We start from the raw sequence: 22,418 nt of genomic DNA on the forward strand, positions 1-22,418 counted from the left end.
CAGCAGTCCCACCCCGCGCGCGGCTAGCGCCCGTCGCCGCCGAGCAGCGCCAGAACATCCTCACGGGTAAACAGCGCCGAGGAGATGCCGTCGCCGCCGAGCACGCTGTTGACCAGGTCGCGTTTGGACTCCTGCATCTGCATGATGCGCTCCTCAATCGTGTCCTTAGCGATGAGCTTGTACACGGTCACGGTATGTTGCTGGCCAATACGGTGCGCTCGGTCGGTCGCCTGGTCCTGCGCGGCCACGTTCCACCACGGGTCGTAGTGGATGACCACGTCGGCCGCCGTCAGGTTGAGGCCCACGCCGCCCGCCTTGAGCGAGATCAGAAACACCGGCACCGCGCCCGCCTGGAACTGCACGACCATCTTGGCGCGGCTCTCCTTAGACGAAGCGCCCGTGAGCTTAAGGAAGGCGATATCCTCCTTGGCCAAACGCTTGCCGATGATATCGAGCATACCCGTAAACTGGCTGAACAACAGGATGCGATGCCCGCCGTCGAGCGCACCGTGCACGAGTTCCATACAAGCGTCGAGCTTGGCGCTCCCCGCCTTGTAGTCCTCGTAGTGTAGATGCGGGTCGCAGCAGATCTGGCGCAGCTTGGTGAGCTCGGCGAGCACCTTGAGCTTGTCTTTCTTAAACTCGGATGCCTCGCGGTGCTGCACCTGCTGGGCGATGCGGTCTTGGTTGGCCAGGTAGAGCTTGCGCTGCTCGCCGGTGAGCTGCGCCATGACGGTGTCCTCGATCTTCTCGGGCAGGTCGGCCACCACGTCTTCCTTAACACGGCGCAGCACAAACGACGACACGAGCGCCCGCAGGCGAGCGGCGCTATCGCCCTCGGCATGCTCGACGGGGCTTTCGAAGCGCTTTGCAAACGATTCACGCGTGCCCAGCAGGCCCGGCATCAAAAAGTCGAAGATGCTCCAGAGCTCGGATAGGCGGTTTTCGATGGGCGTGCCCGTCAGGGCAAAGCGCACGCCGGCCGGCAGGCGCTTGGTGGCACGTGCCACCTGGGTGAGCGGGTTTTTAATGTACTGGGCCTCGTCGAGCACCACGCGGGCAAAATCCTGCCCGGCGTACTCATCGATATCGCGGCGCATAAGGTCATACGACGTCACGACCACGTTATGCTCAGCCACGCCGGCAATCTGCACGCGACGCTGCGCCTTGGCGCCCACGATTGCGCAAACATCGAGCGAGGGCGCAAAGCGCTCCAGCTCGGCAGTCCAGTTGTACACGAGTGAGGCCGGGCATACCACGAGCGTGGGCTTGGTGTCCCCCGCCTCCACGCGCGCCAGGATATGCGCGATCATCTGGAGCGTTTTGCCCAGGCCCATGTCGTCGGCCAAGATGCCGCCAAGGCCCAGGTGTTCGAGCGAGCCGAGCCACTGGTATCCGTCGACCTGGTAGCCGCGCAGTGTGGCCTTGAGCGAGACCGGCACCGTAAAGTCCATCTTGCCGAGCGTGTCCAGGCGCTCGACGGTACGGCGGAACGCAGCGTCGCGATCGGCCTCGAGCGCGGGCGTGCGCGCAAGCATGCTGTCGACGAACAGGGTACTCGACGCGGGAAGCGACACACCGTCGAGCAGGTCGACAGCATCGACCCCCAGATCCTCGGCAAGGCCAAACGCGGCGCGCGCCCCCTCGTCCAGGCGAATGATATCGCCCGACGTGAGACGCGCAAACGTCTGGTGACGCTTATAGGAGTCGAGGTAGACGGCAAGGTCCGCAGCCGAAAGCCCGCTCGCGCCCAGCTCGACATCGAGCAGGTTACTCTTGACGGTCGCACGAACCGAGAGCTTGGGCGCAGGGCGGACCGAAATCTGGCGCAGACGGTCGCTGAGCATGACCTCACCCAGCTCGGACAGGGCAGACAGACCCTCGGTCAGCAGGCAGAACAAGCGGGCGTCATCGCGCTCCTCGAACGCCAGACCGCCCTCGTAGAAATCGAAGTACAGGGCCGCCGTGTCCATAACGCGAAACTCCGCCACCTCGTCGCGGGGTGGCACGCCAGGGCGTTGCTCTTCGAAGAGACTGCCCGGAGCGCCCAGGCTAAAGAGATCCGCCGACCAATCGCCGTAGGTAACCGTAATTTTGCAGGTCACGAGCCCATCATCGACGCCGATCGCCATAGCAAAGCTCGGCTCGGGTGCCACGGTATCGAGCGCGGCGGGCGCGGTGAGGTCGGTGTAGTCGCGCAAAATGGGCAGCGCCATACGACAGAACTCCCCCACCTGGTCGGCAGCGATATGGACCGGCGTGCGACAGGGCAGCAAACGCGATAGAAACGGCGCCGCATGCTGGGCAAACGCCACATCGGCGCGGCGCGCACGGCGGGTGTCGACCAGATAGGCAACGTCGCCCGAAGCAAAGCAGTATGCATCGGCCGGCAGGCGCAGATCGTAGCTGCCACCAGCCGCCGGCGCGATCTTGGCGGCAAGGAGCGGCGGTTGTTTTGCCGAGGCCTCGTCCTCCCCCACCGGCGACAACTCAACCGCAACCTCGTAGGAACGATGCGTCGTCGTTCCCCGCGACCAGGCGGGCTCAAAGGAAATGGTCCGGCCACGCAGCAAGTCCAGCATGTATACGATGTCATGCTCGGACAGCGGCAGCTGGCGCTCGGCGACAAAGCCGCTGCGTGCAAAATCGTACGACGCCGAACGCGAACTCGTGATGTCGCTCAGATACACAACCGTTGCCACAACAAGGTCGAGCAGACGCACCGAAACCTCGTCGAAGGCCTCGGGCGCATGGAGGAACGTGAGCTTCTTGCCGTACGAGAACGTGCCGCCGCGCACATAGGCGGCGGCCATGCCGTCGATGTCCCTGACCACGTAGGACACCGAGCCGCAGCGGATACGAAGCTCGAGCGCCCAGCTAAAGCGGTCGGCGAACAGTGGATTGTAGTACGGCACCAACGAGGGCTCCAACACCGCCTTGGGGGCATCGGGGTCGACAGTGCCGGCGAGCTTGCGGCGCATGCCCGCCAACTCATCCATGCGCGCGTCCGAAAGATCGGAGAGCGCCTTCATGAGGCTCGGGCTCGTGGGAACTGGCGCCGGGAAGGGAAAGTTAGGGTTGACCGCCGGTGCGGCGGACGCGGGACGCGCGGCTTGCTTGGGCGCCGCCGTAAACGTGCGGACCGGCGTGCGTAAACCTTCGACGGGCTCGGTGCCGCTTGCGTCCAGATACGCCAGCGCCGTGGCGATGGCGTGCTTGCACATGCCGGGGTAGCGATAGGCAGCAGGGCAATCGCAGTCGTAGTCGATCACCTCGCGCTCGTCCATGTCGAGCGCCACGTGCGTCTTGTACAGGTCGCCACGCGAGCCGCGCACTGCACCCTCAAGCGTCACGTTTTTGGAGAAGCGCGAGCCGTTGTCCTCGATCGACAGCACGGCACCGTTGAGCATGAGCGAACGCCCTTTCATAAAGGTGCCGCTCAGCGCCGCCTCTTTCCGGAGCGCCTGCACAAACGTCCCCTGCGCCATCACTTCCTCCAATCCACCCACCGGATGATTTTTCTGGGACGGGGATTAAAAAATCATTTTAGATCACCGTCACTCTGCCTTGGTTGCCCACGATGGCCTTTGCCTCGGCTAGCAGCGGAATCGAGCGTGCGTTGACCTTGGCCGGCACCTCGGCACGCAGTACGCGCCCGTCCACCTGCTCGATAAAGATCTCCACGCGGTCGCCGCCCGGGTTGGCGGTAAGCACCGTGGCAAGACGCGCCATATTGCCCTGGCTAAAGCGGTTGTTGGGCACCATGACCTCAAACACCTTGGGCTTGTTGCTCTCCTCGTTAAGCTCCAGCGGCACGATCTCCTGCGCGATGATCTGGTCGCCGCGGTCCGAGCGCTCGAGCTTGCCCTTAATGCGCACAAACGCATCGGACAGCTGAGCACCGGTCTCGGGATCGACCTCGCCGTACAGGTATCCCTCGGCCTCTTTGTAGGTCTTGGGGAACACCACGACCGTGGCCTCGCCTTCCATGTCCTCGAGCTGCACGATGCCCATGGGGTCGCCGTTTTTGGTCACGCGCTTGGACACGCTCGAGACCATGCCGGCCCACCACAGCGCCTTGCCCTCGGGAATCTCCTGGTTGATGGTACCGCCCGTGGGGTTTTGCACCTCGTAGCCGGTATCGATCTGCGAGAACGAGAAGTCGCGTGCCTTGGCTAGCGCATACTCAAACGGGCGCAGCGGGTGGTCCGAGACATAGATGCCCAGAACCTCCTTCTCCTGGCTCAACTTAAGGTGGCGGTCCCACTCCTGGCCATCCGGATCGGGCACGCTCACCTCAAAGCCCGAGCCCTCAACGTCGCCAAACATATCGAAGAACGACGTCTGGCCGCTCGCACGATCCTTCTGGCGCTTCACGGCGGCATCGATGATGTTCTCGGGGTTGTTCTTGTCCACAAAGTGCATCATCTGGCGACGCGGATACCCCGTGGAGTCAAAGGCGCCTGCCTTGATGAGCGATTCGATCACGCGACGGTTAGCCTGGCTCGAGTCCACGCGCTCGACAAAGTCGTGCAGCGTCTTAAACGGGCCGCCCGCCTCGCGCTCGGCGATAATCGCCTGCGCCACGCCGGTGCCCACGCCGCGGATGCCAGCCAAACCAAAGCGCACGCCTTCCTTGGTAGCCGTGAACTCGGTACCGGACTCGTTGACATCTGGCGACAGCACGGGGATGCCGTCGTGACGGCACGCCGAGACGTAGTGAACGATCTTGTCGGTCTTGCCCGTATAGGACGTCAGAACGGCCGCCATGTACTCGTGCGGATAGTGCGCCTTGAGCCACGCCGTCTGCATAACCAGGATGGCGTAGCCGGCGGAGTGCGACTTGTTAAAGGCGTAAGATGCGAACTCGAGAACATCGTCCCAAATCTTCTGGGCGACCTCGCGCGTGTAGTTGTTCTTGATAGCGCCGTTCATCCAGTGGTCGTAGGTAGTCTCGTCCGAGCCATCCTCCCAGTGGAGCACCGTCGACGTGAGCAGCTTGATCTTTTTCTTAGCCACGGGCTTACGGATACGCGAGTCCGATTCGCCCTTGGAGAAGCCGCACATCTCAACGGAGATGAGCATAACCTGCTCCTGGTAGACCATGGTGCCGTAGGTTTCGCCCAGGATGTCGTCCAGGCGGTCGTCGTAGGAGACGGCCGGCTCCTTGCCGTTCATACGGTTGATGTAGGACGAAACCATGCCGGCGCCCAGCGGGCCCGGGCGGTATAGAGCGATCAATGCCACGACGTGCTTGTACTCGGTGGGCTTCATGTTCTTGATCGTGGCCGTCATGCCGGCGGACTCGACCTGGAAGACGCCGGCGGTGTGACCGGAGCCCATGAGCTTAAAGATCTCGGGGTCGTCAAAGGGAATCTCTTCCTCTTTGATGTCGATGCCGAAGTTCTTTTTGATGTTTGCCTTGGCCTTGGAGATAACCGTCAGCGTGCGCAGGCCCAAGAAGTCCATCTTGAGCAGGCCCATGTCGGCAACGGTATGACCCTCGTACTGGGTAATCTCGACGCCGCCCTTGGTATCGAGCTTGGTGGGCACATGCTCGTTGACGGGATCGCGGCAGATCAGGACGGCGCACGCGTGCACACCCTCGCCACGGGTGAGGCCCTCGATCGAGAGCGCCGTGTCGATGATACGGCGGGCGTCGTCGTCCTTTTTATAGGCCTCGGCAAAGTCGGGGTTAAACAGATCCTCTTTGCCGGGTTGCTTTTCGAGCACCTGCTTGAGCTTGACCTTGGGGTCGCTCGAGACCATCTTGGACAGGCGCTGGCCCATGTAGACCGGATAGTCCAGCACGCGCGCGGCGTCGTTGATGGCCTGCTTGGCCTTAATGGTCGAGTAGGTGATGACGTGGGTGACCTTCTCGGGACCGTAGAGCTGGCGAACGTGCTCCACGACCTCGAGGCGCCGCTCATCGTCGAAGTCCATATCGATATCGGGCATCTCGGTACGCTGCGGGGACAGGAACCTCTCGAACATCAGGCCGTTCTCGAGCGGGTCGAACGCGGTGATGTTCATGGCGTAGGCGACGATAGCGCCGGCGGCCGAGCCACGGCCGGGACCGACGCCGATGCCGTTGTCCTTGGCCCATTGCACGTACTCGGCGACGATCAAAAAGTAGGCGGCAAAGCCCTTGTCGCAGATGACCTTGTATTCGTACTCAAAGCGCTCTTTGATGTTGACGCCACAGATTTCGCGCGTGGCCCAGTCGTCACCGTAGTGTTGGCGCAGGCCCTTCTCGCACTCGCGGCGGAACTGGCTCTCGTGCGTCTCGCCGGGATCGAGCAACGGGAAGCGCGGCAGGATGATGGAGTCCCAGTCCAGCTCCACGTAGCACTTGTCGGCGATCTCGAGTGTGTTGTCGCAGGCCTCGGGGCAATACGGGAACATCGCCCGCATCTCTTCCTCGGTCTTCATATAAAACTCCGAGCCGGTCATGCGCATGCGGTTGGGGTCATCGACCTTGGCGTTCATGCCAATGCACATGATGACGTCCTGCACGGGCGCATCCTCGCGGCGCAGGTAGTGAAAGTCGTTGGTAGCGATGACCTTGACGCCCACCTGTTTGGCGATATCGATGAGCGTGCGGTCCATCTGCTCGTCGGTCAGGCCGTTATCGGTGGTAATGCCGTGTTCCTGAATCTCGATGTAAAAGTCGCCGGGGTCAAAGGTGTCACGGAAAGTCTCGGCCCACTTGATGGCGCCTTCCATGTCGCCGCGGTCGATGTATTTGGGGATGATGCCCGCGATGCAGGCGCTCGTGCAGATCATGCCCTTGGCGTGGCGGCGCAGGTTGTCGAGCGTCACGCGCGGCTTGTAGTAAAAGCCCTGCACGGCGGCCTCGGAAACCGTCTGCATCAGGTTGACGTAGCCCTCCTGGTCCTTGGCCAGAAGGATCATGTGGTAGAGCTCGGGCTTATGGTCGCGGGCGAGCGTCTCGTCCGGCGTAAAGTAGACCTCGCAGCCAAAGATGGGCTTGATGACCAGGGGCGGCTTGAGCTCGTCGATGTTGCCCTTCTCGTCCCACATGGCCATGTCCTTCACATACTGGGCATGCTCGCGCGGGTTTGCCTCGGGGTCGGGCTCCACCAGCTCGTCGCGGCGATCCTTTTCCAAGAAGGCCTTGTCGTGGCTCCATGTCTTGTACTCGGGCGTGTTGTGGTTGACGGCGTCGCAGGCCAGCGCCAGGTCGGGCACGCCGTACATGTAGCCGTGGTCGGTAATGGCCACGGCGGGCATGCCAAGCTCAACGGCACGATTGACCATATCCTGGATACGGGTTGCGCCGTCGAGCATGGAGAAGACAGTGTGGTTGTGCAGATGGACGAATGCCATATGATGAGCTCCGATGCGGGTTCGTGTTCTGACTGAACGATTTTACCGCACGGCGCGGACGGCACCCGAACCTAGCCAAACCCACACGGCTCCTCTTGAGTTGTGGTGAAATGCGGACTGTTTGGCGGCTTTTTTGGCCAAAACAGTCCGTATTCCACCGCAAGTTATCTGAGGATTAGAAGTTATAGGTGACCACTTGAGGTTCGGCGGGTTCGACGAAGATGGTTGGATTCGCCTGCTCCACGCGAACGAACTTGACGGTCACGGCCTCAAAGCCCGCCTTATGCAGAACATCAGCGTAGACGCGCGCCTGCAGGGCGTGCTTCTCCTGCAGCTGCTCCGGCGTCTCGTCCGGCGTGCCGCCCGTCTTGTAGTCGATGACCAGTGCGCGCGACGGATCGGCCGGGTCGGTGGCCAGTGCATCGATGGCGCCCTCGGCATATGCACCGTAGCGGGCAATGTCCTCGTCCTCGCAACCCAGCGAGAAGAACGGTACCTCGGCACGAACGCACGGCCAGGCAAGCAGCTCGGCACGGACCGCCGACTTGAGCCAGCGATTCAGGGCGGCATCGAAGCGCCCGCGCTGCTCCGGCGTCAGGCGCCACAGACGCGCCAGCGCATCGGCGCGCGCAGCGGGCAGCGCATCGGCACCCATCTCGATGAGCCACTGGCAGGCAGCGTGGAAGGCCGAGCCCAGCGCCATGGGGTTGCCAACGGGCTCGACGGCGGCCACGTCTGCATCCGTCATCTCGGAACCATCCGACTCCGCATCATCGCCGGACTCGTCCATGGGAACACGAGCCTCGGCGGCACGGTCTTCCGCCTCGGCATGGAGCGCCGCGGCGATTGACGAGTAGCTATACGAATCACGCATCTGATACGGACAGACACCCATGCGCACGCCCGCTGCCTGGGGATACACGAGCTCAAACGCATCGGGCTCGGGGTCGGCAGGACCGGGGACGATTGTACTGGCCGAATCGTCGGCAGTATCTGTATCGACATCGCCACGAACAAGCCTGCCCTCGACATCCAGCGAAGCGTTGGCCTCAAACGCCTGCTCGCCAAACGTAAAGTCCGTCAGCGAAATGAGCTCGTAGTCGCCCGGTTGGGAGTTGTCGAACACCAGGCGGTCGCTATCGAGCTGCGGCATGTCCAGACTGTCGGTCGGCAGGATGCGGCGCAGGACGTCGTAGGTCAGGTCCGTCTCGACATCGAAGGTCGGCGCCGTCACCTTGCCACGGCTCACGCCGGCGTCCATCGCCAAGATCACCAGCTCGCCCGCACGCGTCATGGCAACGTAGAGCAAGCGGGCCCGTTCCTCGAGCGAAAGCTGCAGGTCGTCGTTGCGCAGGCGGGCAAATGCCTCGGCGGGAGAGCCCGTCGCGCATACGTCCTCCATAAGCTCTGGCGGCAGCCACAGCGACGTGCCCTTGCCCTTAAACGCGTGTTCAAACTGCTTTTTGACGTCATCGCCCTTCACGAAGGTTCCGTCGGCAAGCTTAACGCCATCGAAGCGCGCCGGCAGCGCCACGACTTGCGCTCCGCCCTCGACGCGACCCATCTGTGCCGCACCGGACGATTTGCGCACGCCAAAACACTCGGCAACCGCCACGACCGGATATTCCAAGCCCTTGGACGCATGCACGGTCATGATGCGTACCGCGCCGTCACCCTCCTCGTTGAGGGCGCCCGGGGCCTCCTTGCCCGCCAAGAAGCGGTCGAAGGCGAGCGCGATGGAGCGCGGAGAATTGCCATGCTCGGCCTCTGCCTCGGCCACGGCATCGAGCGCCTTGAGCACGTTGGCGGCAATGGCCTTGCCCTCGGGGCCGCGCTGCGCCAGACGCACGAACCAGCCGGAGGCATTGACCACGTCGCGCGCGATGGCAGCGAACGAATCACGCCCCACGCGACGAAGCGCGTAGCGCAGCACCTCACGGGCGCGCGTTACGAGCGGCAAGCCCTGCAAGCCCGGCACATCGGAATCGCTCATGATACCCGCATCGATGTTGCGGCGCGACGTCTCGTCCGTCTGCTCGTCGAGCTTGGTCGCCAGCGCCAGGAACTCCTGGGCGCCGAGTGCAAACATCGGCGAGGCCAACAGCGGCATAAGACCCTGCGCCGTATCGGCCGGATTGGCGAGCGCGCAGACCAGGGCGCGCACCGTCTGCACCTCGGCAGCTTGGGCAAAGACTGAGCCGCCCGCGATGACGCAGTCGAGCCCCTGGTCGCGGAAGGCCTGTGCGTAGACGTCGGCATTGGTCATGCGACCCAGCAGCAACACCATATCGCCCTGGGGCTGCCCCGCTTTGACGAGCGCTTGGAACCGCTCGGCAATTGCACGAGCTTTCGCCTGCGTTCGCTCCTGCGTGCTGCCACCGGCAACGAACAGCGCCTGGCGGCGCGAAGCCTTTGCCTTGAGCTTGTCCTTGCGTTTGTCGCTCGGTTCAAGATCCAAGAACCCCTGCATCAAACCACCGGTGTCGCCGTCAAAGACGCGCGCCACGTAGCGCAGCACCTCGTCGTGGCTGCGGAAGTTGCGCACGAGTTTGACGAGTTCGCCGGCAGGGGCGTCGACCACGGCAGTCGCCTCGGGCGCGGCAGACGAGCCCACCTTGCGCTCCTGACGACGGAACACCTCGACCTCGGCGCCACGGAAGCGATAGATGGACTGCTGCGCATCGCCCACGGTGCACAGCGCGCGCTCCCCCGCACCCGTCAGGTAACGGATCAGATCGACCTGCATCTGGTCGGTATCCTGAAACTCATCGATCATGACCATCTTAAAGCGGCCCTCGTACGCAGCACGGATGGCAGGGTAATCGCGCAGGGCCTCGTAAGCCATACGCAGCAGGTCGTTATTATCGAGGGCGGACTGGGCAGCCTTCAGCGCGCGATACTCGGCCTCCACGGAACGGGCCAGGCCCACCAACGCATCGAGCGCCGGGCCACCACAGGCAAGCACGATATTGATAAACGCATCGGCGGCCTCGGCCTTGAGCAGCTCGACCTGCTCCTTGGGGAACGCCTTGCTCGCGCGCGGCATGGTGCACGACATCATGAGTCGCGCCGCATCGACCATGGTCTTGTCGCTCGCCTCGAACGCGTCGATGGCATCGAGCGCCGCCTGCGCCTTCTCGGTCGAGGACTTGCTTGCGCCCAGCGCCGCGCGATAGGCATCGGCGAGCGCCGAGGTATCGGCCTGGCCGCGCGCCACGCGCACGTCGTCCATACCGCCCGGCAACTGGCTCGACAGCTCCAGCAGGTCGCGCACCAGGCCCTTGATGGTCGTGCCGGTGCCAAAGGAACCGCCCTCGCCCGCCATGGGATACCAGGCATAGAGGGCCTTGAGCGATGCCGCGAGCTCGGGGGCGGCATCGGGTGCCGTCGCGCGGGCCAGCACGTGCTCAACAGCCTGGTCCATAAGCTCGTCGGTATCGGTGAGCACCGTGAACTCGGGGTCGATGCCCAGCTCCAGCGCATGCGCGCGCAGGATACGCGAGCACATGCCGTGAATGGTCGAGATCCACGCGTCGTCGACGGTCAGTGCCTCCTCGTCCATGCCCTCGTCGATAAGCGCACGGCGCACGCGGTCGCGAATCTCGGCCGCGGCATCTTTGGTAAAGGTAATGGCGAGCACCTGGTCCAGATGCTCAACGAACGGACCGGATTCGGGCGAGAGCGCATAGACGATGCGGCGCGTGAGGGTAAAGGTCTTACCCGAACCGGCGCCCGCCGAGACAAACAGCGGGCGGTCGAGCGTTTTGACAATCTGCAGCTGTTGCGGCATCAAAGTCGAAAGATCCATGGTCTACACGTCCCTCCTTACAAACGTTCCTTCGTGGTTATACGAGCAGCGCGCATGCGCGGCCTGAGCCGACGCCGGGTCGACGGCGGCAACGTTGCCCGCCTCGAGCTCGCGCAGGCGCTCGGCGATGCCGGCCTCCACGCGATCGAGCAGGGCATCGAAGTCCATGCTGCCGCCCTCGCCCGGGAAGCCCTTCTTGAGGCCCGGGATGCGACCGTCACCGCGCTCTTCCTCGAGCAACTCGGCGCTCGCCGCACCGCGCAGCGCGGGCTTGCCGCCCTTGGTCGAAAAATAGAGCGCTGCACGGGTATCCAAGCCCAGTGCCCGACGCATGGCCTGCGCGTAGATGAGCGTTTGGGTATGGGGCGGCAGCCAGCGCGGGTCGTCGATGGGAGCCTCGCCCGTCTCCTCGTCACGCACCGTGGGGTCGGCAAGCTTAAACTCCTCAACGCCCGAACGATGCTTGTAGTCGATTACCACGGCGCGGTTCTCGGCGTCCACATCCACGCGGTCGATGCGCCCGCCGAGCGGCCAACCGGCATACTCGACCTTAAGCTCATTAAAGGCGAACTCAAGGTAGCGTGGCGCAAAGGGGGCAAGTGCCTCGGACTCGTAGGCGAGCACGCCTTCCAGCTGCGGCAGAATCTCGGCCACCTGACGTTCCTCTACCGGAGAGAGCGGCACGAGCGGACCCTCGGCACCGCGCTTGCCGGCGTGCTCGGCCAAGGTCTCGTCAAAGACCTCGCGCAGCAGCTCCTGTGCGCGCGGCAGGTTCTCGGGCGTCACGCGCTCCATGCCCTCTTGGGGCAGACGGGCATGCAGATGCTCCAGCACGTCGTGGACAAAGTTGCCCTTCTCCATGTTGCCAAAGCCCGCGTCGATAGACTGGGGCTTGACGCGATACGAAACGAACCAGCACAGTGGGCAGGTAGAATAGGCCTCGATCTGCGAGGCGGACGTCAGACGCGGCACGAGCGGCGCGTCCTCGCCCTCGCCATCGCGACGGCGCAGGACCAGATACGGAATGGCTTCATCGCTCAGATGCTGAGGAGCTTCGCAGGTCACGCGCTCGCGCCTAAAACCTTCGCCTGCAGCGGGATCAAAGTCGGCGATGATATCGCCCTCGCCCACGCGCGTGGGCTTGGCAGCGCCAGCGGCCTCGGCATGTGCCCGCAGCTCGGTCCATACGGCTGCCGGGTAGCACTCGCGCGCCTGGCGATCGTGCGTCACGCGGGCGAGCGCGACCGGACCGCTCGCCGCCTGCATCGCACGGCCAAAGCGCACGCGCAACAGGGCGGCGGGCTCCAAAGACACGCCGTCGCGGCGCAGCTCGGCCGTCAATGTGGCAAGCGGGCCCTCTTCGTGCGAAAGCGGATAGCTGTCCAGGTCGACATCGGCAAACAGCACGGCATCGTAGCCGCCAGGACGCAAAACCGACGCATCGGCAAGCGACACGAAGCGCACTTGTGCCCGTGGCGTGCGATCGACCTCGTAGGTCGCGTAATCGTAAGCGGTACTGCGCTTGTCCACCTTGGTTCGAACGCCGTCGAGAACCGGCACGGTCGCGGCCTGCGACACGTCGAGCGCGCGAGCATCATTCATAAGGATGTCGATGGCATGGCGCAGCAAAGCCGTCTCCGCCTGGCGACGGGCCTGGCCGTCAAGACCGCCTAGAGCGCGATCGGGCAGCGCCTCTGCAACGGCGAGCATGGCCTTGAGCGCCGTCACGGGTTTGTCGCGCCACAGCGCCTGAAACACGTCCGAGACCACGCATGGCACGTTCTTAAACCAGTTTTCTTCGCTGGCGGCCTTGCGGGCGCCCCTCACCTGGCCCTGCACGCTCTGCAGCAGGCTCTTGACGCCCGCAGTGGTCTTGCTGCGCGACAGGCGCATGTTCTTGTCGAAGCCGCGGGCGCTCGCGGCGTCAGTACCCGAAAGCGGGCTATAAATCCAGTCGGTAAGCTCTGGAGCGGGCCACCACTCGGTCTTGGAAGCGGTGCCCTCGTCGGCGGCTTTCATACGCTCGATCAGGTTGGCGAGCGCCGTAAACTGCCTGCCCGCGATGGACTGGGAAAACGCCGTGAACTCGGTCGTCTCGGACGCAATGTGACGCGCCGCCAGACGAGAGGCGAGCTCACCGAACAGCTGGGATGCCCGAGCAGAAACAACGAGCACGCGCACAGGGTCGGCGGGCGTTGCAGTAGCTTTATCGGCCTTGGACTCCTTGTGCGCTTTCACCAACTTATCGATGGCGTCCGCATAGACATGAGCACGGGCATGGGGGCCGGCGACCTCAATAAAGGCAGGCTGAGCGGCGGCCCCGCAAGCGACATCAGACGCGACGGCGTCCTCCCCCAGCGGCGCAATCTCAAACAGCACACCGCGGGCATCAAATGCCGTGGCAAGCTCCTCGCGCATCGCCGCCTGCTCGCGGTCAAGTAGCACGACGACCTCTCCCCCATTGTTCGCCACGGCAGACAGCAGCTCGAGCAGACCGTGCGTAAACGACGTGATACCGCGCACGCATACGGCGCGGGCGCACGCCGGCAGGCTATCGGCCAGGGCACCGGCCATAATGTCGGCTGCCTCGCAGGGCTCGACCATATCTCGACGGTCCAAACCGCCCGCGTAGGCACGCAAAAGCTCGAATACGCGAGCCTCGGCGTCGCTCTTGGGATCGGGACGGCAAACGTCGCCGCAGCAGCGCTCGGCACCCGTCCCCGCTACGCCCGGCAGCACATCGCGGGCCATGCGCGCGAGCATGCGCACCGTGCCCTGGCTGCGCGAAAGCGGCTGCAGGTCGGCATCATCGAGGCGCGTGACCATGTCCGAAAACAGCATCTGGCGCTGCAGGTTGTCGACGAAACCGCGCCCGTCGCCCAAAAGCTCCCAAAGCGAGCGAAGCCACGATGTGGGCGTCTTGTAGTCGATACCCAGCGAAACGCCGGCTTCCGCCGCATCATGACGGCACAGGTCGAGCTCGGCAAACGTTGGTGCCAGCAACACGGCACGCCCGTGACGGGCAATAAGGTCGGCAAGCAGCGCCGACTCGGCATCGCTCAAATCCGTGCCGGCATTGGTGGTATAGATTCGAACAGGCATGGTCCTCCGCTCAAACTGTTCGCAATAATCAATGCATCCATCCTACCCGCCCACGCGGACAGATTTGCCCCACGCCAACAGATTTGATCCCTTGGGGACGGAGGAAAATGGATCACAGTGGGGGTCAGTCTAACCCGGTGATCCGTTTTCCTCCGTCCCCAAGGGATCAAAAAACCGCCCCCGGAGGGACGGTTCTTCGTAATTCAATGTTGTCGCTGGCCTACTCGCCATCCTCCAACTTAATGAGGATCTTGCGGTAGCCACCGTACTCGCCGTTCAGCGCCTTTGAAACGCGGCTCACCGTGGTGGACGAAGCGCCGGTACGGGCCTGAACCTCAACATAAGGCTCGCCCTCGTCCAAATAGCGCGCAACCTGCAAACGCTGAGAAAGGTCGCAAATCTCGCGCGGCGTGCAGATATCGGTCAAAAACGCTTGGATATCCTTCTCGTCGTCCAAAAGGCTAAATGCGTGGACCAGCTGCTTGACATCAGGCTTGTCAAACATGTTCTCGATATTCATCGATCACCGCCAAACCCGCCAAAAGGCATCGAAGTTGATACTGACATCGGGCATCGTTCACCCGTTCTATGCAATAGGGCAACGCCTGTGGCTTTTGCCCGTAGCAGTGTAGCACACCACCAAACTAAAGCGACAAGACTCTCTGCCAGCGGCGCGTTTTTCAGGACGAACGCCGTTTAGAAACCATATGCGCACGTAAGCTCCACGAATATTTGAGACAATGGGCGCCCAAACACCGCGGCGCGCCCGCGCAACCATCCAGGTCGCCGCCGTAAGCCGCTTCACGCGACGCCAGCAATCCCGGCGCAAGAAAGGATTCACGCCATGCGCTTTATGCTTAACTGGCTCTTCACCTCGATCGCCATCGCGATCGCCACGTTCCTCGTCCCCGGTATCCAACCCTTCGGCTTTGCCGAGACCTGGGTCTGCTTTGCCTTTGTGGGACTGTTCCTGAACATTGTCGATTCGTTCGTCAAACCGTTCCTGACCGTCATCTCACTGCCGCTCACTATTATTACGCTTGGTGTTTTTCAGCTCGTAGTCAACAGCTTTATGCTCGAGCTGGCCAGCTACCTGTCGGTCAATCTGCTGGGCGCGGGCATCTCCATCGCCAGCTTTGGATCGGCCTTTATGGGCAGTATCCTGGTATCCATCACGCGCAGCATCCTCGACAGCATCGCCGAGGACTAAAACGGCCATTCCGGCCGTGCCCGTCTCAACAGCCCAAAACGAAGGCCGCCCATCGCAAAAATGGGCGGCCTTCTTATTTGTCAAGTCTCAAAGGGCGAGAGAATCTACCATTTCTACCCCGTCCCCAAATGGCAGGTGTGGGTTAGATGACGTAGTCGTAGCCATGGTTGGGAGCGACAAGTTGATCGAGTGTCACACCGTCGAGGTAGTCGTTGATGAGCTTGTCCAGGTTCTTCCACACGTCGAGCGTGGGGCACTCATCCGAGCGTGAGCAGCCCTTGCAGTCGCCATCCAGGCATGCAACCGGTGCCAGACTGCCCTCGGTCAGGCGCAGGATCTCGCCCACCGTGTACTGCTCGGGCGGGCGCGTGAGCACGTAGCCGCCGCCCTTGCCGCGCATGCCCGAAAGCATGTTGGCGCGCACGAGCGTAGCCAAGATGTTCTCGAGATATTTCTCGGAAATCCCCTGTCGCGCCGCGATCTCTTTGAGCGGGATGCGACCGGCCGCCTGGTGCTCGGCCAGATCGACCATAACGCGCAGGGCATATCTGCCCTTTGTAGAAACCAACATGTATAGTGCTGCCTTTCGGTCATTTAGTCCGTAGAAATTCTAGCCGAAAAATTGGTTTTGAAAATACCCGTTCCGGTCAAGATGGTTAATCAGCTCGTAATAATCTTCTATTTCCTATTGCATTACTAGGCTTTAGTGTCTAGTATGCTTCCCAACAGCTAAACGAACAACCTATAAGGTTTATGGGTTTAGCTGCTACACGCACCGTGAAACCACACGGCAACCAGCAACTTGAACACTTTGGAGGTTCACCATGAGCAAGGTTTACACGTCCATCGATCAGCTTATCGGCCACACCCCGCTCCTGGAGCTCACTCATTTTGAGGCCGACGAGGACCTCAAGGCTCGTGTGCTCGTCAAACTCGAATACTTCAACCCCGCCGGGTCAGTTAAAGACCGCGTCGCCAAGAACATGATTGACGAGGCCGAGAAGGCAGGCAAGCTCGTGCGCGGCGGCGACTACACCATCATCGAGCCCACGAGCGGCAACACCGGCGTCGGCATCGCCTCGGTGGCGGCCGCCCGCGGCTACAAGGTGATCATCACCATGCCCGAGACTATGTCCGTCGAGCGCCGCAAGCTTATGCAGGCATACGGCGCACAGCTCGTGCTCACCGACGGCTCCAAGGGCATGAAGGGCGCCATCGCCAAGGCTGAGGAGCTGCAGAAGGAGACCCCCAACAGCATTATCGCCGGCCAGTTTGTGAACCCCGCCAACCCCGCCATCCACAAAGCCACGACCGGCCCCGAGATCTGGGATGACACCGACGGCAAGGTCGACATCTTCGTCGCCGGCGTCGGCACCGGCGGTACCGTGACCGGCGTGGGCGAGTTCCTCAAGGAGCAGAACCCCGAGATTCAGGTCGTCGCCGTCGAGCCCGCCACCTCCCCGGTGCTCTCCAAGGGCCAGGCCGGCCCGCACAAGATCCAGGGCATCGGCGCCGGCTTTGTGCCCGACGTCCTCGACACCCGAGTCTACGACGAGATCATCCCCGTCGAGAACGAGGACGCCTTTGCCACCGGCCGCGCCGTGGGCCACAAGGAGGGCGTGCTCGTGGGCATTTCGTCCGGCGCCGCCGTGTGGGCCGCGCTACAGCTGGCCAAGCGCCCCGAGAACGAGGGCAAGACCATCGTGGCGCTGCTCGCCGATACCGGTGAGCGCTACCTGTCCACGGCACTCTTCCAGGGCTAGGGCCCGTCGCCCATAGGTTGAGCCCAGGGCGAACCGGTCTCCCCTCTCCCGGTAGCCTGAGCCCATCCCATCAGGGTGTCCCACGAGACGTCCGAACTTGCTACAATGTCTGCGGCGCGGAACCAGCCTCCCGCGCCGCTTTTCTTTTTTGGCCACATGCCACCAAGGAGAACCTCCCCATGCACAACAAGCGCGTGCTCGTCGCCATGAGCGGCGGCGTCGATTCCAGCGTGACTGCGTACCTGCTCAAAAGCCAGGGCTACGAATGCGTCGGCGCCACCATGCGCCTCACCTGTCCCGCGCCCGATCCCGTCACGGGCATGAGTAAGGTCGATCGCGACATCGCCGATGCAAAGGCCGTCGCCGAGCGCCTGGGGATACCCCACCATGTGCTCGACCTACAGCAGACCTTCGACCGCAATGTTATCGAGCGCTTCGTGACCGCCTACCAGGAGGGGCTGACGCCCAACCCGTGCATCATCTGCAACCGCCATATTAAGTTTGGCGCGCTGCTCGATGCGGCACTCGATATGGGCTGCGACTACATCGCCACAGGCCACTATGCCAAAACGAGCCAGGCGCCCGACGGCACCTGGCAGCTGCATCGCGGCGAGGACCCCAAAAAGGACCAGAGTTACTTTTTGTATTCGCTCACGCAGGAGCGGCTGTCGCGCACGATCTTTCCGCTGGCCGGGCTGGACAAAGAGCGCGACGTGCGCCGCATTGCCGCCGAGCAGTGCTTCATCAACGCCAAGAAGGCCGAGAGCGAGGACATCTGCTTTATCGCGGACGGCGACTACGCAGGCTATATCGAGCGCCGCTGCGGACATCCCGCTGCACCGGGCGACATTGTGTGGCGCGACGGCAGCGTGGTCGGACGCCATAACGGCGCGCTGCGCTATACCATAGGCCAGCGCAAGGGCCTGGGCGTCGCGATGGCGCACCCCGTGTACGTAACGGGCGTCGACGCCGTCAACAACACCGTGCATCTGGGCGAGGCAGAGGACCTGACCGCCGCGGCGCTCACGGCCAATGACTGGATCTGGAGCACCCCTGCCGATCGCATGGAGGCAGAGCTCACGTCCGGTGGCATTCGCGTAGGTGCCAAGTACCGCTACCGTCAGAAAGACCAGGCAGCGACCCTTACGCGCGGCGAAGACGGGCAAATGCTGCTGACTTTTGACGAGCCGCAGCGAGCCATCGCCCCCGGCCAAGCAGTCGTTATCTACCGCGGCGACATCGTCCTGGGCGGCGGCACCGTTACGGCAGCTATCAAGTAGTCCCATCCCCTTCATAAGTTGCGGTGAAATAGGGACTGTTTAAGCGTTTAAAACCGCCAAACAGTCCCTATTTCACCGCAACGCACAAGAGCGCCCCTGCCGGCAACGTTATACCGGCTAGGACGCTCTTAACTTGCCACGCGCTATAAATGCGTCTAGCGCTGAACGTAGGCGCGAACCAGCTCGTAGGTGTTGCGCACACCGTCGATGTGGCTGCGCTCGTAGTTGTGGCTCGCGTACACGCCGGGACCGATCAGACCGTGACGGATGTCGTAGCCGGCAGAAAGCGTGGCCTCAACGTCCGAGCCGTAATGCGGGTACACGTCGATGGCGTAATCAAGCTCGAGCTCGCGCGCGATATTGGATAGCGTGGTCACCAGGTCGTAATTGTACGGACCGCCCGAATCCTTGGCGCAGATCGAAACCATGCGCTCGGTGCAGCCTAGGTCGTCGCCCACGCAACCCATGTCCACGCTGATCATCTCGCGCGTGTCGGCCGGCACAAAGGCACCACCGTGGCCGACCTCCTCGTACACGGTAAAGAGCAGCGACACCTTGCGCGAAAGCGTCACCTCGCCAGCGGCGACGGCACGCGCCAAGCCCAGCAGAATCGACGCCGACAGCTTGTCGTCCAAGAAGCGACTCTTAATGTAGCCGCTCTCCGTCACCGTGGTACGCGGATCCATGGCGATGATGTCACCAGTCTGAATGCCCAGCTCAAGCACGTCGTCCTTGCTGTCGACATTCTCGTCGAGCAGGATTTCCATGTTCTTCTCGATGGTCTTGACCGGCTCATCGGCCACATGCGCCGAAGGCTCGGTGTTAAGAACCACGCCCGTGTAGACATTGCCGTCGCGCGTGTAGACGGTGCAGTTCTCTCCATCGGCCGTAGACCACTGGTGCCCGCCGAGCGTCGTGGGGCGCAGGCGACCATTGTCCTTAATGGAACGCACCATGGCGCCCAGGGTATCGACATGGCTCGCCAGTACGAGCGGCTCACCCTCGCCACCAAGCTCAACGAGCACGTTACCCTTATTGGAACGCTCGGGGCCAAATCCCATATCGCGCAGGGTCTCCATTAGATAATCAGTCGCCGCACGGGTATAGCCGGTAGGCGAAGCAATAGAAGTCAGCGTCTTAAGCTGTCCTGCGATATAGGAGAGCGTCTCCCCTAGAGAAGCATCAATATTAGAAGTCATATGCATCCTTCCAAGTAAAACTAAGACCGAGTCCCGATTTTAACCGTTCTGCACGTGCAATGCCCCAGGAGCCGAGCCGCCTCCAGACGTCCCCGCACCGGTTTTGTGCACGTGCACGGTTTACAATCCCAATCTTGCATAAATCCTATCGGTATTTGCATAGAAATGAGACATCTTTTTGCTTCGTCTCAGGGTGCCCCACCTTGGACCGTGCAAAAAACGGAGTATTCAGCACCGTGGGCCCCAACGGCCCCATCACGAACGACAAAATGAAGCGGTTACAACAGTGTTGCAGGTTGTCGCAAAGCAGAAACTCAGTAACAACCCCCTCCACTCATCGATAGCCCGCCCACAATGGCTGTCGATGGGCGCCTGCGGGCCACTCGGCCCATTCACAATGTTATGCATTTTTAAGAGCTTGCTGAATACTCCCAAAAATGCACGCTGGAAAGTGCACCACCTATCCGTAGCGGGCAGTACGCCTTGGTTTTGCCCGTCTCAGGACATTGACGCAGCACAAAAAGCCCCGCCGTGCGTAGCACGGCGGGGCCAGCGGCAAGTCAAAAGACCATACGCCTACGGGCGAAGGACCACCAAACTGGGTTAGGCAGCCGGGCAGATCTTCTTGAAGAGCTCGATGACGTCGTCGAGCGTTGCCTCGCGCGGGTTACCCGGGAAGCAGGCGTCGGCCATGGCGTCCTTGGCCAGGACCTCGATCTCGTCAGCCTTCATGGCCTCGCAGACGTGCGGGATGTTCACGTCGGCGGAAAGCTGCTTGACGGCGGCGATAGCGGCGTCGGCAGCCTCGTCGGTGCTCATGCCCGTGGTGTCAACACCCATGGCAACGGCAACCTTGGCCAGGCGCTCAGCGCAAACCGGCTTGTTGAACTCCATGGCAATCGGCAGCAGCATGGCGCAAGCGACGCCGTGCGGGGTGTCGTAGTGAGCGGACAGGGTGTGAGCCATGGCGTGGTCGATGCCCAGGCCAACGTTGGAGAAGCCCATGCCGGCGACATACTGGCCAAGGGCCATGCCCTCGCGGCCGGAGCCGGGCTGACCGGACTTGGCCTCGGCGACGGAGTCACGCAGGTTCTCGCTGATCAGCTTAATAGCCTCAAAGTGGAACATGTCGGAGAGCTCCCAGGCACCCTTGGTGGTGTAGCCCTCGATGGCGTGGGTCAGAGCGTCCATGCCAGTGGAAGCGGTCAGGCCGGCGGGCATGGAAGCCATCATGTCAGGATCGACGACGGCGACCTCGGGGGCGTCGTTGGTGTCGACGCACACGAACTTGCGGACCTTCTCGGGGTCGGTGATGACGTAGTTGATGGTCACCTCGGCGGCGGTACCGGCGGTCGTCGGCACAGCGATGGTGAACACGGCGTGGTTCTTGGTGGGAGCAACGCCCTCGAGGCTGCGGACATCGGCGAACTCGGGGTTGTTGATGATGATGCCGATGGCCTTGGCGGTGTCCATGGAGGAGCCGCCACCGATGGTCACGATAGCGTCAGCCTCGGCGGCCTTGAAGGCCTCGACGCCGTCCTTGACGTTCTGGATGGTGGGGTTGGGCTTGATCTCGGAGTAGAGGCTCCAAGCGATGCCGGCGGCGTCGAGCTCGTCGGTCACCTTGGCGGTAACGCCAAACTTGACCAGATCGGGATCGGAGCAGACGAAGATCTTCTTGTAGCCGCGACGCTGGAGCTCGCCGGGGATCTCCTTGATGGCGCCGGAACCATGATAAGAAATGGTGTTGAGAACGAAACGATTAGCCATTGATAGCCTCCCATCGTGTGCGGGGCGCCCATTACGCCCACGCTATGAGTCCCATCCTAACGCTTTTGAAACGAAAAACACGTGAGAACGTCAAATTTGTTAAAGCGTTTCAACAGATGATGAAAAATATTGCGGCAAAGGGACAGCCCCTTTGCCGCATTCGGTTACTTTCGACAGCCCTCTTTCCAAGCCTCGGCCGCAACCTTCCAGCGTAAGCGCAAGTCGCGCTCGCGGTCGATGAACATGATGGCAAACGCGACAAACAGCAGCAAGCTCGCCACGACGATGGCGTGCAGGCCCATGCGCTCAATACACCAGTTGCCCAACACGGCGCCAAACACAAAGGTAAAGATCACGCCAAAGTACAGCAGGCCGTTTTCCAAAAAGCCGCGCCTGTGGGTGATGATGTAATCGTCCACGTTTTGCAGCGCGTTGCGCAAGTTGCCGATGCACATGGTCGTAGCGATGCCGTGACCGTGGATCTTGCGGAAGCTCTCGACCTGCATACCGCAGGCAAACGAAGTGAGGCAGTTGGCGAGCAGGTTGTAACCGCCACCGGGGATAAAGCTCACGCCCAGCAAGATGACGGCTTCAAAGAACACCGTCACCTGGCGCCAGTGAATCACGCTGCCAAACCGTTCGTGTACCAGGTCGGCAAGCATAATGCCCACGGCAAACGACACCACAGGGAAGAAGTAGCGCCCCGCAAGTGCCCAATTGCCCTCCGAGATGCTCACGCCCACCAGCAAGATGTTGCCCGTCTGCGCGTTAGCGAAAACATGGTCGCGCCCAATGTACGAATACACATCCATAAAGCCGCCGGCGAGCGCCAGGATAATGCCCAGTTCGATGGACTCCGATATCTGTTTGGCACGCTGCATCGTCGTGCATCCTCCTTGTTGACGACCCTCTCGTGCGTTGGCGGAAACATAGCCG

Annotated in this window: 12 protein-coding genes; 3 read left to right on the plus strand and 9 right to left on the minus strand. The window is 62.3% G+C overall.

The window, feature by feature from the left end:
* Positions 1 to 23: 23 nt before the first annotated feature.
* From ABCP74_RS02280 to ABCP74_RS02300, 5 genes are all read right to left on the minus strand, one after another.
* Positions 24 to 3,488: a DEAD/DEAH box helicase gene (locus ABCP74_RS02280; RefSeq protein WP_343000677.1), complete on the minus strand. Its 3,465-nt coding sequence runs from the start codon at positions 3,486 to 3,488 to the stop codon at positions 24 to 26.
* A 58-nt stretch (positions 3,489 to 3,546) separates the two neighbouring features.
* Complete coding sequence (gene dnaE, locus ABCP74_RS02285; RefSeq protein ID WP_217108001.1) at positions 3,547 to 7,350, minus strand: DNA polymerase III subunit alpha; 3,804 nt, start codon at positions 7,348 to 7,350, stop codon at positions 3,547 to 3,549.
* A gap of 175 nt (positions 7,351 to 7,525) precedes the next feature.
* Complete coding sequence (locus ABCP74_RS02290; RefSeq protein WP_217108002.1) at positions 7,526 to 11,158, minus strand: UvrD-helicase domain-containing protein; 3,633 nt, start codon at positions 11,156 to 11,158, stop codon at positions 7,526 to 7,528.
* A 3-nt stretch (positions 11,159 to 11,161) separates the two neighbouring features.
* On the minus strand, positions 11,162 to 14,260 hold the full coding sequence (locus ABCP74_RS02295; protein WP_217108003.1) for a PD-(D/E)XK nuclease family protein: 3,099 nt from the start codon (positions 14,258 to 14,260) through the stop codon (positions 11,162 to 11,164).
* Positions 14,261 to 14,480: 220 nt separating this feature from the next.
* On the minus strand, positions 14,481 to 14,780 hold the full coding sequence (locus tag ABCP74_RS02300) for a YerC/YecD family TrpR-related protein (RefSeq protein WP_022094855.1): 300 nt from the start codon (positions 14,778 to 14,780) through the stop codon (positions 14,481 to 14,483).
* Positions 14,781 to 15,104: 324 nt separating this feature from the next.
* On the opposite strand from ABCP74_RS02300, the gene ABCP74_RS02305 reads away from it, so the two are divergent.
* Positions 15,105 to 15,470 carry a phage holin family protein gene (locus ABCP74_RS02305; protein WP_196032327.1) on the plus strand — a complete coding sequence of 122 codons (366 nt, stop codon included), beginning with the start codon at positions 15,105 to 15,107 and terminating at the stop codon, positions 15,468 to 15,470.
* A gap of 142 nt (positions 15,471 to 15,612) precedes the next feature.
* Here the strand turns inward: ABCP74_RS02305 and ABCP74_RS02310 are convergent, their stop codons facing one another.
* The gene (locus ABCP74_RS02310; protein ID WP_022094857.1) at positions 15,613 to 16,041 is read right to left on the minus strand and encodes an RrF2 family transcriptional regulator; all 429 of its coding nucleotides are present in this window, start codon (positions 16,039 to 16,041) and stop codon (positions 15,613 to 15,615) included.
* A 253-nt stretch (positions 16,042 to 16,294) separates the two neighbouring features.
* Between ABCP74_RS02310 and cysK the strand changes: the two genes are divergently transcribed.
* On the plus strand, positions 16,295 to 17,233 hold the full coding sequence (gene cysK / locus ABCP74_RS02315) for a cysteine synthase A (protein WP_217108004.1): 939 nt from the start codon (positions 16,295 to 16,297) through the stop codon (positions 17,231 to 17,233).
* Positions 17,234 to 17,250: 17 nt separating this feature from the next.
* Entirely contained in the window at positions 17,251 to 18,513 is a 1,263-nt protein-coding gene (mnmA, locus tag ABCP74_RS02320) for a tRNA 2-thiouridine(34) synthase MnmA (RefSeq protein ID WP_226790536.1), read from the plus strand.
* Positions 18,514 to 18,668: 155 nt separating this feature from the next.
* On the opposite strand, the gene ABCP74_RS02325 is transcribed toward mnmA, so the two are convergent.
* The 3 genes from ABCP74_RS02325 to ABCP74_RS02335 all read right to left on the minus strand — a co-directional run bounded on the left by ABCP74_RS02325 (position 18,669) and on the right by ABCP74_RS02335 (position 22,363).
* Positions 18,669 to 19,712, minus strand: a complete 1,044-nt coding sequence (locus ABCP74_RS02325) for a M42 family metallopeptidase (protein WP_226790537.1) — start codon at positions 19,710 to 19,712, stop codon at positions 18,669 to 18,671.
* Between the two features lie 603 nt (positions 19,713 to 20,315).
* On the minus strand, positions 20,316 to 21,482 hold the full coding sequence (gene fucO / locus ABCP74_RS02330; protein WP_022094861.1) for a lactaldehyde reductase: 1,167 nt from the start codon (positions 21,480 to 21,482) through the stop codon (positions 20,316 to 20,318).
* 164 nt (positions 21,483 to 21,646) lie between these two features.
* Positions 21,647 to 22,363 carry a YoaK family protein gene (locus tag ABCP74_RS02335; RefSeq protein ID WP_118377270.1) on the minus strand — a complete coding sequence of 239 codons (717 nt, stop codon included), beginning with the start codon at positions 22,361 to 22,363 and terminating at the stop codon, positions 21,647 to 21,649.
* Positions 22,364 to 22,418: the final 55 nt, after the last annotated feature.

Origin of the sequence: Collinsella aerofaciens (assembly GCF_039062315.1) — a bacterium.
GTDB classification, from domain to species: domain Bacteria; phylum Actinomycetota; class Coriobacteriia; order Coriobacteriales; family Coriobacteriaceae; genus Collinsella; species Collinsella aerofaciens_BG.